Annotated in this window: 12 protein-coding genes; 8 read left to right on the plus strand and 4 right to left on the minus strand. The window is 69.7% G+C overall.

Features of this window, described 5'->3' with window-relative positions; genetic code table 11:
* Positions 1–170 precede the first annotated feature (170 nt).
* The 4 genes from DX914_RS00615 (at position 171) to DX914_RS00630 (ending at position 4,504) form a co-directional block, all read left to right on the plus strand.
* Positions 171–1,211, plus strand: a complete 1,041-nt coding sequence (locus DX914_RS00615) for an SPOR domain-containing protein (protein ID WP_115857159.1) — start codon at positions 171–173, stop codon at positions 1,209–1,211.
* 12 nt (positions 1,212–1,223) lie between these two features.
* Positions 1,224–2,009, plus strand: coding sequence for a CvpA family protein (locus tag DX914_RS00620; RefSeq protein WP_115857160.1), 786 nt, complete (start codon positions 1,224–1,226; stop codon positions 2,007–2,009).
* A gap of 81 nt (positions 2,010–2,090) precedes the next feature.
* Entirely contained in the window at positions 2,091–3,557 is a 1,467-nt protein-coding gene (gene purF / locus DX914_RS00625) for an amidophosphoribosyltransferase (protein WP_115857161.1), read from the plus strand.
* Between the two features lie 128 nt (positions 3,558–3,685).
* Complete coding sequence (locus DX914_RS00630; RefSeq protein WP_115857162.1) at positions 3,686–4,504, plus strand: ferritin-like domain-containing protein; 819 nt, start codon at positions 3,686–3,688, stop codon at positions 4,502–4,504.
* Between the two features lie 318 nt (positions 4,505–4,822).
* Here the strand turns inward: DX914_RS00630 and DX914_RS00635 are convergent, their stop codons facing one another.
* Positions 4,823–6,253: a phosphatidylinositol-specific phospholipase C domain-containing protein gene (locus DX914_RS00635; protein WP_158549166.1), complete on the minus strand. Its 1,431-nt coding sequence runs from the start codon at positions 6,251–6,253 to the stop codon at positions 4,823–4,825.
* A gap of 257 nt (positions 6,254–6,510) precedes the next feature.
* Here DX914_RS00635 and DX914_RS00640 point away from each other — a divergent pair, with 257 nt between their 5' ends.
* Complete coding sequence (locus DX914_RS00640; RefSeq protein ID WP_115857164.1) at positions 6,511–8,763, plus strand: TonB-dependent receptor; 2,253 nt, start codon at positions 6,511–6,513, stop codon at positions 8,761–8,763.
* Positions 8,764–8,865: 102 nt separating this feature from the next.
* Here the strand turns inward: DX914_RS00640 and lpxH are convergent, their stop codons facing one another.
* Entirely contained in the window at positions 8,866–9,600 is a 735-nt protein-coding gene (gene lpxH / locus DX914_RS00645; protein WP_115857165.1) for a UDP-2,3-diacylglucosamine diphosphatase, read from the minus strand.
* A gap of 90 nt (positions 9,601–9,690) precedes the next feature.
* Between lpxH and gltX the strand changes: the two genes are divergently transcribed.
* The gene (gene gltX, locus DX914_RS00650) at positions 9,691–11,091 is read left to right on the plus strand and encodes a glutamate--tRNA ligase (protein WP_115857166.1); all 1,401 of its coding nucleotides are present in this window, start codon (positions 9,691–9,693) and stop codon (positions 11,089–11,091) included.
* Between the two features lie 34 nt (positions 11,092–11,125).
* A complete protein-coding gene (locus DX914_RS00655) occupies positions 11,126–11,620 on the plus strand; it encodes a transcriptional repressor (protein ID WP_115857167.1) in 495 nt (164 codons plus the stop codon).
* Between the two features lie 121 nt (positions 11,621–11,741).
* Here the strand turns inward: DX914_RS00655 and DX914_RS00660 are convergent, their stop codons facing one another.
* Positions 11,742–12,980: an MFS transporter gene (locus tag DX914_RS00660; protein WP_115857168.1), complete on the minus strand. Its 1,239-nt coding sequence runs from the start codon at positions 12,978–12,980 to the stop codon at positions 11,742–11,744.
* Positions 12,977–13,396, minus strand: coding sequence for a MarR family winged helix-turn-helix transcriptional regulator (locus DX914_RS00665; RefSeq protein WP_231118080.1), 420 nt, complete (start codon positions 13,394–13,396; stop codon positions 12,977–12,979). The genes DX914_RS00660 and DX914_RS00665 overlap by 4 nt, the downstream gene beginning before the upstream one ends.
* A gap of 328 nt (positions 13,397–13,724) precedes the next feature.
* On the opposite strand from DX914_RS00665, the gene DX914_RS00670 reads away from it, so the two are divergent.
* Complete coding sequence (locus DX914_RS00670) at positions 13,725–15,416, plus strand: hypothetical protein (protein ID WP_115857170.1); 1,692 nt, start codon at positions 13,725–13,727, stop codon at positions 15,414–15,416.
* Positions 15,417–15,446: the final 30 nt, after the last annotated feature.

A 15,446-nucleotide genomic window follows, 5' to 3' on the forward strand; every position in this document is an offset into this window, starting at 1 on the left:
CCCAAGCGCTGTGCGACTCCTCCGGCGACGGGGGAGTCGCCGTTTTTGGAGCCCGCGCACGCGGCCCGTAGCCTTAGCTGAACACCGCCGCCAGCGCCGGCACCGGCGGCTGCGCCCATGGGCGCTATAATCGCGTCACCGCAACCGGCCCTGCGAGCGATCGAGTAGCGATGGAACCTGCCCTGAAACAGCGACTGATCGGCGCGACGGTGTTGGTCGCGCTGGCGGTGATCTTCCTGCCCATGCTGATCAAGGGGCCGGCTCCGGAGAGCAGCGCCTCCGACGTGCCGCTCAACCTGCCCGACCAGCCCGATGGCCAGTTCGAAACCCGCGAACTGCCGCTGGTGGGGCCGGGTACCGCGCCCGACGGTGGCGTGGTCGGCATGTCGCCCGGCGCCGACGGCCAGGGCGAGCGCCTGCCCACCGTGGACACCGCCACCCAGACGCCCGCACCGGTCAGCGAGGCCTTGCCGGCCAGCGCCGCCGGCGGCGACTACGCGGTGAGCTTCGGCAGCTATGCCACCTCCGCCGACGCCGACCGCGTGGTCGCGGCGCTGCGCAAGGCGCAGCTGCCTGGCTACCAGGAACCCGTCGACAGCAGCGGCCGCACCCTGCACCGCGTGCGCATCGGGCCCTACGGCTCGCGCGCCGACGCCGAAACCGCGCGCCTTGCTTCGACCAAGATCAATAGCGCCGTCAGCGCCAAGGTGGTGGCCCTGGATGCCGACGCGTCCGCACCGGCCTCCACCCCGGTGGCCGCGGCCGCGCCTTCGGTGTCGGCGCCGGTGCCGCTGGAAACCCGCCCCGCGGCGACCCAGCCGGCCGCGCTGCCGCCCGAGCGCGCCACCGCCGCCAAGCCGCCCGCGACCGCGCCGGCCAAGCCGCCGGTGGTCGCCGCCGCCAAGCCCGCGGCCAAGCCGGTCGAACCGGCCAAGCCCGCGGCGGTGCCCGCGCCGACCAAGCCGGCCGCATCCAACACCGGTTTCGCCGTGCAGCTGGGCGCGTTCGGCAATCCCGACGAGGCCAACAAGCTGCGCGACCGCGCGCGCGCCGCCGGCTTCAGCGCCTTCGTCGAGCAGGTGCGCACCGACAAGGGCTCGCTCAGCCGCGTGCGCCTAGGTCCGGTCGCCGACCGCGCGGCCGCGGACAAACTCAAATCCCAAGCCGCCGCCAAGATCGGCGTCGACGGCATCGTCCGTCCGCATCCCTGAGGGCCTGACGCGATGGGCGCCGCCGATCTGATCCTGCTGGCGGTCGTCGCGATATCCGCGCTGTTGGGCATGATGCGCGGCTTCATCGGCGTGGTCGCCTCGCTGGCGGCGTGGATCCTGGCCGGCTGGGCCGCGTTCGGTTTCGGCGGCGCCACTGCGATGATGCTGGCCGAGGACGGCCGCCCGGGCTTGGGCGCCATGTTCGGCGGCTACGCGCTGAGCTTCGGCGTGGTCCTGGTGACGGTGTGGATCGTGGGCTACGTGGTCAAGCGCATGGTGCACGAGTCCGGCATGTCCGGCGTGGACCGCGCCCTGGGCCTGATGATCGGCACCGTGCGCGGCGGCCTGATCGCCAGCATGCTGGTGCTGCTGGTCAGCTTCACCCCGCTCGCGCACCAGCGCGAATGGCGTTCCTCCTCGCTGGTGCCGCTGTTCTCGCCCGGTGCGCGCATGGTGCGCAGCTGGATGCCGGACTGGACCGCGCGCGCCATCGATTTCAGCGGCGGCGTGCCGGCCTGGATGCCCAGCCTGCCCAAGCTCGATCAGGTCAATCTGCAGAATCTGCCGGCGCTGGCCGGCGCGGGCGCGCACCAGCCTTACGGCCAGGACGTGCTGCCCATCCTCAACGAGGGCGTGCTGCCCCTGCTCAAGGGCGTGGGCTTGAAAGGCGCCCACGCCGACGGCATGGAGGGGGTCCAACGCATACCCACGCGCGACCCGCTGCAGGTCTCGCCACGCAAGGATCGCGACGACGCCCTGCCGATGCCGGTCGAGCAGGACGAAGCTTTCGTGATGTGAATCCTCGCTCCAATCGCTTGCTCCAATCGCCTCGTTCCAAATCGCCTCGCTCCAATCGCTCTCTCAGCAGGACACAGACCCATGTGCGGCATACTCGGCATCGTCGGCCATAACGACGTCGCGGCCCAGCTTTACGACGGCCTCACCGTGCTCCAGCACCGCGGCCAGGACGCGGCCGGCATCGCCACGGCCGACGGCGCGCGCCTGCGCGTGCACAAGGGCAACGGTCTGGTCAGCGACGTGTTCGACGAAGGCGCCATGCGCCTGCTCGAAGGCCGTGTGGGCATCGGCCACTGCCGCTACCCCACCGCCGGCAGCGAGGGTTCCGACGAAGCGCAGCCGTTCTACGTGAACTCGCCGTTCGGCATCGCCCTGGCCCACAACGGCAACCTGATCAACACCGACACCCTGCGCCGCGAGGTGTTCGAGCAGGACCGCCGCAACGTCAACACCGAGTCCGATTCGGAAGTGCTGCTCAACGTGTTCGCGCACGAGCTGGACCTGCAGCGCGGGCTGACCCCGGAGGCCGCGTTCAAGGCCATCGAGGGCGTGCACCGCCGCTGCGTCGGCGGTTACGCCGTGGTCGCCACCGTGCTCGGCCTGGGCCTGGTCGCGTTCCGCGACCCCAACGGCATCCGCCCGCTGGTGCTGGGCAAGCGCCGCAGCGGCGGCCAGGACGAGTACGCGATCGCCTCCGAATCGGTGGCGCTGGACCTGCTGGGCTTCGAGCGCGTGCGCGACGTGCGCCCGGGCGAGGGCATCGTGGTCACCCCGCGCGGCGAGCTGTACGAGCGCCAGTGCGCGCCGGAGCGCAAGCACACCCCGTGCATCTTCGAGTTCGTGTACTTCGCCCGTCCCGACTCGATGATGGACGACGTGTCGGTGCACAAGGCGCGCATGCGCATGGGCCAGGCCCTGGGCGAGAAGATCCTGCGCCTGCGGCCGGACCACGACATCGACGTGGTGATCCCGATTCCGGATACCTCGCGCGATGCCGCGCTGGAAATTTCCAACGTGCTGGGCGTGAAGTACCGCGAGGGCTTCATCAAGAACCGCTACGTCGGCCGCACCTTCATTATGCCGGGGCAGGGCGAACGCGCGAAATCGGTGCGACGCAAGCTCAACCCGATTCCGCTGGAATTCCGCAACCGCGTGGTGCTGCTGGTCGACGACTCGATCGTGCGCGGCACCACCTCCAAGCAGATCGTGCAGATGGCGCGCGACGCCGGCGCGCGCAAAGTCTATCTGGCTTCGGCCGCGCCCGCAGTGCGCCACCCCAACGTCTATGGCATCGACATGCCCTCGGCCGAGGAACTGGTCGCGCACGGCCGCAGCGACGACGACGTGCAGACGCTGCTGGGCTGCGACTGGCTGATCTATCAGGATCTGGACGCGCTGGAGCAGGCGGTGTCGGGGCCCAAGCACCGCATCGACCACTTCGATTCGTCCTGCTTCAACGGCGACTACGTGACCGGGATCGAACCGGGCTATTTCGAGCGTTTGCAGCAGCTGCGCTCGGACGACGCCAAGAAGACCCGACGGGCTTGAGCGGGGCGGTACCCGTGCCGCCCGCATCGTCTGTGCATGCGGTTAAGCCATAGGCCGTCATTCCGGCGAAAGCCGGAACCCATTCCGACTTCCGCGCGATCGAATCGACGCAGGGGCGTGAACGCAGTATGAGCTTCGCTCCCACCAACCTGTTCGACGCCGCGCGCGCCTGCCTGGATGCGGCGACGCCCGAGGCGAAGGTCGAGACGACCTTCGCCTCCGCGCAGGCTTACGCGCGCGGCGAACTGACGCTGCCCGACGACGCGCCCGCGCCCGAACCGATCCGCATGCCCGGCCGCCCGCCGCGGCCGCGGCTGGTGCACCCGCGCGAGCTGCCCCGGCGCGGCTTCGGCAGCGACGAAGGCCGCGCCGCGTTCGTGCATGCGATCGCGCATATCGAATTCAACGCCATCGACCTGGCCTGGGACGCGGTCTACCGCTTCCGCGGCCTGCCGGCCGAGTTCTACGCCGACTGGGTGAGCGTGGCCCGCGACGAGGCCCGCCATTTCCAGCTGCTGCGCACGCGCCTGCAGGAACTGGGTTACGACTACGGCGATTTCGACGCCCACAACGGGCTGTGGGAAATGGCCGAGAAAACCGCGCACGACGGCCTGGCGCGCATGGCCCTGGTGCCGCGCGTGCTCGAGGCGCGCGGCCTGGACGTGACCCCGGGCATGATCGTGAAGCTGCAGTCGCTGGGCGATGCGGCCACCGTGGCGATCCTGGATGTGATCCTGCGCGAAGAGGTGGCCCATGTCGCCGCCGGTTCGCGCTGGTTCCGTTGGTACTGCGAGCGCGCCGGGCTGGCGCCGGCGCCGCGCTTTCGCGAACTGCTGGCCGAGTACGCGCGCGCCGTGCTGTACGGGCCGTTTAACCTCGAGGCGCGCAGCGCGGCCGGCTTCGACGAGGAAGAGCTGCGCATGCTCGAGGCCTTCGTCGAGGGCTGAGGTGCGCCGGGCGCGGCGCCTGTTTCGCGCTGCACTGTATCTGCCCAAGCAGAACCACGAGTTCTTCCGCAACGATGCCTATTACGCGCGGCGGATGTGGGATTACTTCGTCGAGCATCTGATGGGGGCGAGGCCGCCGGCGAATTATGCGTTGAAGCCGCCGAGTGATTGATCGCCGCGCGGCCCTCACCCCAACCCCTCTCCCGCAAGCGGGAGAGGGGCTAAGAGCCAGCAAGCGCCGTCGGATGTGTTCCCTCTCCCGCTTGCGGGAGAGGGCTAGGGTGAGGGGGTGAGCGCAAAGCGCGAATGCTCTTTATCTCAAGCCACCCTAACCAACACCCACCGCTGCGCGAACGCGTTGTTCAGCGAGGTGCTCGGATAGTGGTGATACAGCTTCACCGCGCTCCCATTGGCCGTATTCGCCCCGTACACGTCCAGCACCGAGTGCGGCGCATGCTTCGGGCTGATCGAGAAAGCACCGCCTTCGCGGTCGAACTTCCACAGCTGGCCGGCCTGATCGTTCCATTGCTCGGCCGTGATCGCCGTGCCGTCCGCCGTGGAGCCCCCCGCGACTGTCAGCACCTTGTTGCGGTCGCTCATCGAATGCAGCCGGTAGCGTCCGTTGCCCGCATCCTGCAACTGCCAGCGCTGCGAGGCCGAAGTAGGCAGCGGCGCAGGCAGCGCCAGCGGCGGCGGGATACCGAGCAGCCCCGGCAGCGAGGGCAGCGGGATGTCGGGCAGCGCCTGGAAGATGCCCACGGAGTGGCCGTCGCCCAGCACGGTCAGCCGGCTGTCCAGCGCCAGCCGCGGCCGCAGCTCGTAGGTGGCCCAGTCGCACAGGCGGTCGCTGGGGTTGGCGCTGACGATGGCGGCGATCAGGTCGTGCTGCATGCCGCCGGTGAACTGCTCCGGATAATCCATGGGCACGATGCCGTAGCGGCCCGGTCGGGCGCCGACGAAGTAGCCGTACAGCTTGGGGTTGGTGGTCTCGGCCAGGGTGGCCGGCCAGACCGTGCCGGTGCCGCTGGCGAAGTTGATGAACAGCTTGTGCGGGTCTTTGTCGTTCACCGCGTCGCGCAGGGTATCGAGTACGTAGGCGTCGAACTTCTTGTCGCGGTTGGCGTGGGTGTAGACCTCGAACTCATCCTGCACGTCGAAACTCACGCCGTCGCCGTTGAGCTTGCGGAACGGACAGTTGCGCGGCCAGTAGGTGGCGTCGATGCCCTGCGTGCCTTCGCTGTAGCGGCGCAGCAGCACCATCTTGCGCCGCACCTCGCCCAGCGTGGGCACAGTCTTGCCGGTGTGCCAGTACTCGCTGCGCGCGCGCACGCCGATCGTGGCCTCGAACAGTTGGGCGAAGGCGCGGGCATCGTCCTGGTCCGGACGGTCGTTCTTGATCGACACGACGATGGTTTCGTGGTTGTGCGCGCTGAGGAAACGCTCGCACACCCCCAACACATAGCCGAAATCCCGCTCCATGTCCGACTTGCCGTGGCACAGCCGCAGCACCGGCTGCTTGCCCGAGCTGTCGTAGCGCAGGCGGATGTCGAGGAAACGGATGCCGCGTTGCAGTTGCTCCTCGATCATCAGGTCCTGGCAGCGGGTCCAGCCCTCGACCATGCCGATGCCGCTGTGGAACAGCGCGGTCACGCTGTCGTGGGTGCCGGGAATGCTGAGTTCGCTGAGGTAGCGGCCATCGTCGATGTAGCGCATCCAATCGCCGACGACGCCGCGCGTAGCCTGGGGCATGGCGGTCTCCTGGGTTGGTTTCGGCCGCATGCTCGCGCCCGCGGGCGCGGGCGGCAATCGCCGAAATCAGGTAGCCGGCTGCCGCCTCCGGCGCCTTGCGGCCTCGACTCGGTCGCAATCCGCGCCCGCGCGTAGGCAACTGCCTTCTGCCTGCAATCTCGCGTACACACGATCTGGACAGACTTCCGCGGCTTCGCTCTGCACGCCGCCCGGAGTGAGTTGCGCCAACGCGCGGCGGTCCGACTAGGAAATCCCCAATGACGACGAAGACGACGATCCTCGCCGCCTCGATCCTGCTTTGCCTGTACGCCGGCGCCGTGCGCGCCGAAAGCCCCGCCGAAGCCCCCGCCGCGCAGCCCGACGCCTCCGCGTCCGCCGCGGACGACGCCACCACCCTGGACGCGGTGTCGGTGGTCGGCACCGGCCAGACCCGTCAGGTGCAGGCCCTGGGCCTGGCCGAGCTGCAGCGCGACGCCGCCGGCACCAGCCCGCTCAAGATCATGGCCAAGCTGCCCGGCGTGCACTTCCAGAGCTCCGACCCTTGGGGCAATTACGAGTGGGCGAGCAAGCTCAGCATCCGCGGCTTCTCGCAGCAGCAGCTGGGCTTCACCCTGGACGGCGTGCCGCTGGGCGACATGAGCTACGGCAACCACAACGGCCTGAACATCAGCCGCGCGATCATCAGCGAGAACCTGTCCGGCGCCGAACTGTCGCAGGGCAGCGGCGCCATCGACACCGCGTCCAGCGGCAACCTCGGCGGCACCCTGCGCTTCTTCAGCAGCGATCCTTCGACCGAATACGGCGTGCGCCTGGCCCAGACCTTCGGCAGCGACGCCACCCGCCGCAGCTATGCGCGCGTGGACACCGGCGACCACAACGGCTTCAGCGCCTACCTCAGCGGCGCCTTCCACACCACCGACAAGTGGAAGGGCGAGGGGCCGCAGCGCAACGCCCAGTTCAACAGCAAGCTGGTCTACGCCACCGAAGACCTCAAGCTCACCGGCTACGCCGCCACCTCGCGCCGTCGCGAGACCGACTACGCCGACCTGTCGCTGCAATCGGCGCGCCGCCTGGGCATGGACTGGGACAACTACGCCGGCGACTGGCAGCGCGCGATCGACGCGGCCGGCGGCCGCTTCAGCGGCGGCGTGACCAGCCTGGACGACGCCTACTACATCGCCCGCGGCCTGCGCGACGACGACCTGCTGTATGTGTCCGCCGACTGGCAGGCCAACGCCGACCTGAGCCTGGCCGCCACCGTCTACTACCACCGCAACGAAGGGCAGGGCCACTGGGCCACGCCCTATGCGTCCTCGCCGGACGTGCCGATCGCCATGCGCACCACCGAGTACGACATCGAGCGCACCGGCATCATGCCCAGCCTGACCTGGCAGATCGGCAACCACCGCCTGCAGGCCGGCCTGTGGCTGGAGCAGAACGCCCACGGCGTGCAGCGCAACTTCTACAACCTGCGCCGCGATACCCCGCCGGACCGCATCTACTTCCTGCGCGATCCCGACGCGCGCGTGTTCCGCCAGCGTTTCGACACCGACACCCGCCAGTACTACCTGACCGACCGCATGGAGTTCGCCGACGGCCGGGTCACGGTGGATGCCGGCTTCAAGGGCACGCGGGTGGAGACCGACGGCAAGAACCTGATCGGCAGCCGCGCCGGCGGCAAGCTGGTGGCCAAGGACAACTTCCTGCCGCAGGTCGGTGCGCGCTGGCAGTTCAGCGAGCACGAGGAAATCTTCGGCTCCTACAGCGAGAACATGGCTGCCTTCCGCACCGGCGTGAACGGCCCGCATTCCACCAGTCAGGCCGCCTTCAATGCCGCCGTGGCCTCGCTGGAACCGGAAACCTCGCGCACGATCGAGGCCGGCCTGCGCACCAGCCGCGACAATCTGCAGGCCTCGCTGGCCGTGTACCGCGTCGATTTCGAGAACCGCCTGCTGGCGATCGCGCGTTGCGCCGGCATCGTCGGCTGCGCCTCCAGCTTCGCCAACGTCGGCGACGTGGAAACGCGCGGCGCCGAGCTGACCGTGCAGTGGACGCCGATCGAAGGCCTGAGCTGGTACAACTCGCTGGCCTGGAACAAGTCCGAGTACGCCTCCGACTACATGGACGGCACCACGCTGATTCCGGCCAAGGGCAAGGACGTGGTGGATGCGCCCAAGCGCCTGTACGCCACCGAGCTGCGCTGGATCCAGGGCGGTCTTTCGGCGCAGCTGGCGGCCAAGTTCACCGACCGCCGCTACCTGACCTACCTCAACGATTCCAAGGTGGATTCGTTCTGGGTCGCCGACGCGGCGGTGTCGTACGAGTGGAGCGAACTGTCCTGGGCCGATGCGTTCAAGCTGCAGCTCAACGTCACCAACCTGTTCGATGAAGAATACTTCGGCAGCATCGGCACCAACGGCTTCGTGACCTCGGACCCGACCGGCCTGAACTACACCCTGCAGTCCGGCGCGCCGCGACAGGCGTTCCTGACCGCGGAAGTGCGGTTCTGATGTGATGGCGGCCGCTCCGGCAGGAGCGGCCTCGCAGGGTGCGGTGAGCCGCAGGCGAACCGCACCAATGCGGCGATGCGGCCATCGCCGCATCCAACGGCTTTAGCTCAAGCCTTCCAGCTTCATCATGTTCGCGTTCACCCGCAGCACCGAGCCCTGGTCGTACCAGTCGCCCAGCACCACGCGCCGGCGCGGGCGGCCGCCGGCCATCAGCTCGTGCACGGCCGGGCGGTGGGTGTGGCCGTGGATCAGGGTGTCCAGGCCGTAGCGCACGAACACGCTGTCGACCTCGGCCGGCGACACGTCGGTCAGGGTCTCCATGCGGCCGGCATCGCGCAGGCCGGATTGATGGGCCTTGCTCGCCGCGCGCGCCTGCTGGGCGAAGGCCAGGCGAGCGGCCAGCGGCTGGGCCAGGAACTGCGCCTGCCAGGCCGGGTCGCGGGTCTGGGCGCGGAACTGCTGGTAGGCCACGTCGTCGATGCACAGCTGGTCGCCGTGGCCGATCAGCACCGGATGGCCGTACAGCATCACCACCGAGGGGTCGGCCAGGATGCGCATGCCGGCGCGGCGGGCGTAGTCGTCGCCGAGCAGGAAATCGCGGTTGCCGCGGATGAAGTACACCGGCACGCCGGACCCGGCCAGGGCGCGCAGCTCGGCGGCGACGAAAGCACCGGTTTCGGAGGGGTCGTCGTCGCCCACCCAGGCCTCGAACAGGTCGCCCAGGATGTACAGCGCGTCGGCGCCGCGGGCCTCGGAGCGCAGGAAACGGCCGAACAGCTCGGTGGTCTGCGGGCGTTCGGCGTCCAGGTGCAGGTCGGAAATGAACAACGTGGTCATGGCGCTAGTGTAGGGCATGGCCGCAGCGGGCCCGGCGCCGGCGCGGCCGCTCCGGTAAAATGCGGCGTTTTCCGCCCCCCTGAGCCCCGCATGAGCTGCCGCACCCGCTTCGCCCCCAGTCCCACCGGCTACCTGCACATCGGCGGCGCGCGCACCGCGCTGTACTGCTGGCTGGAGGCGCGCCGCGCGGGCGGGCAGTTCATCCTGCGCATCGAGGACACCGACCAGGAGCGCAGCACCCAGGCCGCGATCGACGCGATCCTGGAGGCGATGGACTGGCTGGGCCTGGGTTACGACGAAGGCCCGATCTACCAGACCCAGCGCCTGGCGCGTTACCGCGAAGTGGCCGAGCAGATGGTCGCCGCCGGCACCGCCTACTACGCCTACGAGACCAAGGAGGAGCTGGCCGCCGCGCGCGACGCGGCGATGGCGGCCAAGGAGAAGCCGCGCTACAACGGCGCCTACCGCGACCGCAACGAGCCCTACCGCGACGATCCCAACCGGGTGATCCGCTTCAAGAACCCGCTCGAGGGCACGGTGACGTTCGAGGACAAGGTCAAGGGCACCATCGAGATCGCCAACAGCGAACTCGACGACCTGGTGATCTTCCGCGCCGACGGCTATCCCACCTACAACTTCGCCGTCGTGGTCGACGACCTGGACATGGCGATCACCGACGTGGTGCGCGGCGACGACCATGTCAACAACACTCCGCGCCAGATCAACATCTACCGCGCGCTGGGCGCGCCGGTGCCGCGCTTCTCGCATCTGCCGATGATCCTGGACGAGGAAGGCAACAAGCTGTCCAAGCGCACCGGCGCGGCCGACGTGATGCAGTACCGCGACGCCGGCTACCTGCCGCACGCGCTGCTGAACTACCTGGTGCGGCTGGGCTGGTCGCACGGCGATCAGGAGATCTTCTCGATCGAGGAAATGACCCGCTTGTTCAAGCTCGAGGACGTGAATTCCAAGGCCTCGCGCCTGGACGCGGCCAAGCTGGGCTGGCTGAACCAGCAGTACCTGAAGAACGACGCTCCGGCCGACGTGGCCCGGCACCTGGAATGGCACCTGCGCGAGTTGGGCTACGACCTGGCCGCGGGCCCGGCGCCGGCCGACGTGGTGGTGGCGCTGCGCGACCGCGTGCAGACCCTGAAGGACATGGCCGAGCGCGCGGCGGTCTGGTACCGCCCGCTGGAGCAGTACGACGAGGCCGCCGTGGCCAAGCACCTGACCGCGGCCGCGCAGGCGCCGCTGGCCGAGGCGCGCAGCCGCCTGGCCGCGCTGGACGCGTGGACCGCCGAGGGCGTGGCCGCGGCCCTGCACGCCGCCGCCGAGGCCCTGGGCATCGGCATGGGCAAGGTCGCCCAGCCGCTGCGCGTGGCCATCACCGGCACCCAGGTCAGCCCCGACATCTCGCATACGGTCTACCTGGCCGGCCGCGACGGGGCCTTGCAGCGCATCGACGCCGCCCTCATTAAGATTCCCGAATAAGCGAGTCGAGCGCATCCGCGCCCCGGAGGCCGCCATGAACGCCAGCCACGCCTGCACCGACCCCCAGCACCATGTCCACGACGGCGACGCCTTCGTGCACGAGGTGGAGCGGGCCTGCGAACAGCGCGGCCTGCGTCTGACTCCGATCCGCGCCCACGCGCTGCGGCTGATCGCCGACGCCGGGCGCCCGATCAAGGCCTACGACCTGCTCGACCAGATGAAGGCCACCCACGACGCCGCGGCGCCGCCCACGGTGTACCGCGCGCTGGACTTCCTGCTCGAGCACGGCTTCATCCACAAGCTCGCCTCGATCAACGCCTACGTCGGCTGCCACCATCCCGGCGCGGCCCAGCACGCGGTGCCGTTCCTGATCTGCGACAACTGCCAGTCGGCGACCGAGCTGGAGGACGAGCGCATCGTCGACCTGCTCGATGCCCGCGCCCGCGCACTGGGCTTCGTGCCGCAGGCGCAGACCTTGGAAGTGCATGGCTTGTGCGCGGATTGCGTCGAGGCCAAGGCTAAGGCCTGAAGTTGCGGCTTCTTCGACACGCCGCCTTGGGGTAGGAGCGGCGTGAGCCGCGACCCGTATCGCTATCGAAGTTGCGCGGTCGCGGCTTACGCCGCTCCTACCCCAAAGCTAAAGCAAGGCCTCACGCCGGCTGCAACACGGCTCGTTGCACCCGCGCCTCGCGGATCGGCAGATTGGCCGCCGCGGCCAGCAGCGCCAGCACGATGTCGGCGTACCACATCCAGCTGTAGTCGCCGAACTTGGCCATGGCCAGGCCACCGAACCAGGCGCCGAAGAAACCGCCGATCTGGTGCGAGAGCAGGGTCAGGCCGAACAGCGTGCCCAAGTAGCGCGGGCCGAACAGCTTGCCGACCAGGCCGGCGGTGGGCGGCACCGTAGCCAGCCAGGTCAGGCCCAGGCCGGCGGCGAACACGTAGAAGGTCAGCGGCGTGGGCGGCGCCATCAGGTAAATGCCGACCATCGCCGCGCGGCTGGCGTACATCGCGGCCAGCAGATACTTCATACGGTAGCGCTGGCCCAGCGCGCCCGCGGCCAGGCTGCCGGCCACGTTGAACAGGCCGATCAGGCCCAGCGCCACCGCCGACACGTTGTCGGACAAACCGCATAGCGCGATCTCGCTGGGCAGATGGGTGACCAGGAAGGCGATGTGGAATCCACAGGTGAAGAAGCCGATGTGCAGGCACCAGTAGCTGCGATCGCGCAGGGCAATGCGCAGTTGTTCGCGCAAGCCTATGCCAGGCGCGGCCGCCGCCGCCGCGGTGGCGGGCGTCGCCGCTTCGCGCTTGCGGCGCAGCGGCCAGGCCAGCGGAATCGTCGCCAGCGCGGCCGCGGCCAGCGCCCACATGCCCGCGGCCCAGCCGGCGGCGTTGATCACCGCCTGCGCGAACGGCGCGAACAGGAACTGGCCGAAGGAACCGCCGGCGTTGATCACGCCCGCGGCCATGGAGCGGTTCTGCGCCGGCACGCGCGCGGCGGTGGCGCCGATCAGGATCGAGAAACTGCCCGCGCCCGCACCGGCCGCGGCCAGCACGCCCAGGGTCAGCAACAGGCCCCATTCGCTGGCGAACATCGGCGCCAGCGCCATGCCCGCCACCAGCAGCGCGCTGCCCAGCAGCAGCACCCGTCCGGGCCCGCGCTGGTCGGCGACCGCGCCGAACAGCGGCTGCACCGCGCCCCACACCAACTGGCCGATGGCCAGGGCGAAACTGATCTGGGCGATGGTCAGGCCGGTGTCGGCGCCGATGGGCTTGACGAACAGGCCCAGCGACTGGCGCACGCCCATGGTGATCATCAGCATCAAGGTCGCCGCGATCACCAGCGGCCAGTAGCGCGGAGCGGGAGGTGCGTCGGTGGGGTTCATGCGTCGCGTTCCTTCAGGTGCCCGATCGCCAGATCGAGCTGTTCGTGCAGCGCTTGCAGGCCGGCGGTGCCCAGCCTGCGTTCGATGTCGTCCTGCGCGCCCAGCCACAAGGGCTCGGCGCGGGCGATGGTGCGGCGGCCGGCGGCGGTCACGCGCACGCGGCGCTGGCGTGCGTCCTCGCCGGGCGCGGTGTCGACCCAGCCGGCGGCGATCAGCGGCTTGAGGTCGCGGCTGAGCGTGGTGCGGTCCATGCCCAGCACCAGCGCCAATTCGCCGATGCTGCGCGGCACCGCGTCGGCGCGGCGCAGGATCGAATACTGGTTGAGATTGAGCCCGGCCGGCGCCAGCGCCTGGTCGTAGCGCTGGCTCATCAGCCGGGTGAGCTTGCGCACCCGGAAGCAGGTGCAGCGCGGCAATGCGGCGCCGGCGGGTGGCGGGGCGACGGCGGCGGCACGGGACTTCGGTGGCGGGCGAGGGGCCATTAGGTGCATATGCATGGAATTAGAGTGCATATACACCTATCTGGCCGAGCGACGCAAGCTCGGGCGCTCGCACGGGCGCGAAAAACGCAGCGCGCAGACCGCAGCGGTCACCGGCCGCGCGCCTGTAGCCCAGTCGCGCCCGTTTGTCCTATTCGGCAAAGCCCATGCGTTTACCCGGGCACATGGAGTTACGCGGCCAACCCGGCCGCCATACCGGCGACGCCCACGGCGCGCCGACAGTCGACACGACAAGGAGACATACATGCCTGGCGATATCTTCATCAACGGCAACCCGTTCATCGAAATCCTCTACAAGTTCCCCTGTCCGCAGCGCATCCTGATGGTCGCCGACAGTTCGCTGGACTTCGGCACCGGCGGCTTCGGCCTGTCCGAGTTCGTGCAGATCGTGCGCAACGCGGGCCACACGGTGATTACCGCGCACCGTTCCGGCGCCGGCGCGGGACTGAGCATCGCCGGCAACTACAACTTCGCCACCGCCGCCACTGCGGTGACCGTCGCCAACTACGATCAGATCTGGCTGTTCGCCTTCAGCACCACCGCGCTGCAGCCGGCCGAGCAGCAGAAGATCGCCCAGTTCATGCGCGACGGCGGCGGCATGTTCGCTACCGGCGACCACGACACCATCGGCGCGGGCATGGGCGCGAACCTGCCGCGCATCCGCAGCATGCGCGATTGGTCCAGCATTCCGATGGCCACGGTGGACCGCCACGACACCGTGCTCGAACCCGGCGCGGACGGCATCAAGCAGTTCAACGACCAGGCCGACGCGATTCCGCAGCGCATGTTTCCGGTGTTCTTCTCCAACGGCGGCGATCCCTTCGTCGCCTCGACCTGGGCGGTGCACCCGGTGCTGCGCCACAGCTCGGGCGCGGTGGACTACCTGCCCGATCATCCGCACGAGAGCCGCTGCCTGGCGCCCACGCCGGTGGCCGGCAACTTCGCCGGCATCGAGGAATGGCCGGCGCCCAGCGGCGGCGGCGCGCGCATCGCGCCGGTGGTGGTGGCGGTGTCGATGTCCGCGGGCCGTTTCATCGTCAGCGGTGCGCCCACCGCCAGCGGCACCAAGCCGCCGGTGTACCCGCGCAGCTTCGGCGCGATCTCGGCCTACGACGGCGATCCGGCCGCGGCCGGACGCATCGTCTGCGACGCGACCTGGCACCACTTCGTCAACATCAACCTCAACGGTTCCGGCGCGGGCAACGACCCGACCACCGGCCTGCCGCGCACGGGCCTGTACGCCGGCGGGCTGCCCACGCCGGAGTACCAGAAGATCCGCGCCTATTACCTCAACGCCGTGCGCTGGCTGGCGCCGATCGGCCGCCGCTACTGCTGGCCGTTCCTGGTCGCGGCGGCGCTGCGCTTCGACTACGAGATCGCCGAACTGCGGCTGCCGCATCCGCATCCCTGCCCCTGGGATCCGCTGTTGAAGATCGGCCGTGCGGCGGAGGAAGTGCTGCTGGGCCGCCTGGGCCAGGGCGCGCTGGCGGACGTGGTCGACGGCATGCTGGCCACGGCCGGGCGCGGTTCGGGCCTGGCGCGTTTGCTGGATACCGCGCAGGCGCAGGCCGAACGCAAGGAAGGCGAAGCGCCGTTGTCGCTGCTGCCGCTGCAGGACATGCGGCGGGCGGTGCTGGGCACCTTCGTCAACCTGCTGGCGGCCAAGCTGCCGGAGGACGAGCAGAAGCTGGCCTCGATCATGCGCGACCACGACGGCCTGGCCATCGAGGGCATCGCCGAGAGCCTGCGCGCCGCCGAAGCGGTGATCGTGGAGCAGATCGGCAAGGCGCTGGAGGCCACGGCCGGGCAGTTGCAGACGCTGCGCGCGCAGCCGGTGACGGCGGGCAAGCCGGTGAAGCGGCCGGTGGCCGGCGGCGCCAAGGCCGCTGCGGCGAAGAAGGCCGCGGCCAAGCCGAAGAAAACGACGCGTAAATAACACCGCGCCGCCGCAGCGACCGTCCGAAGC

The organism is Lysobacter silvisoli (assembly GCF_003382365.1).
Lineage (GTDB): Bacteria > Pseudomonadota > Gammaproteobacteria > Xanthomonadales > Xanthomonadaceae > Lysobacter > Lysobacter silvisoli.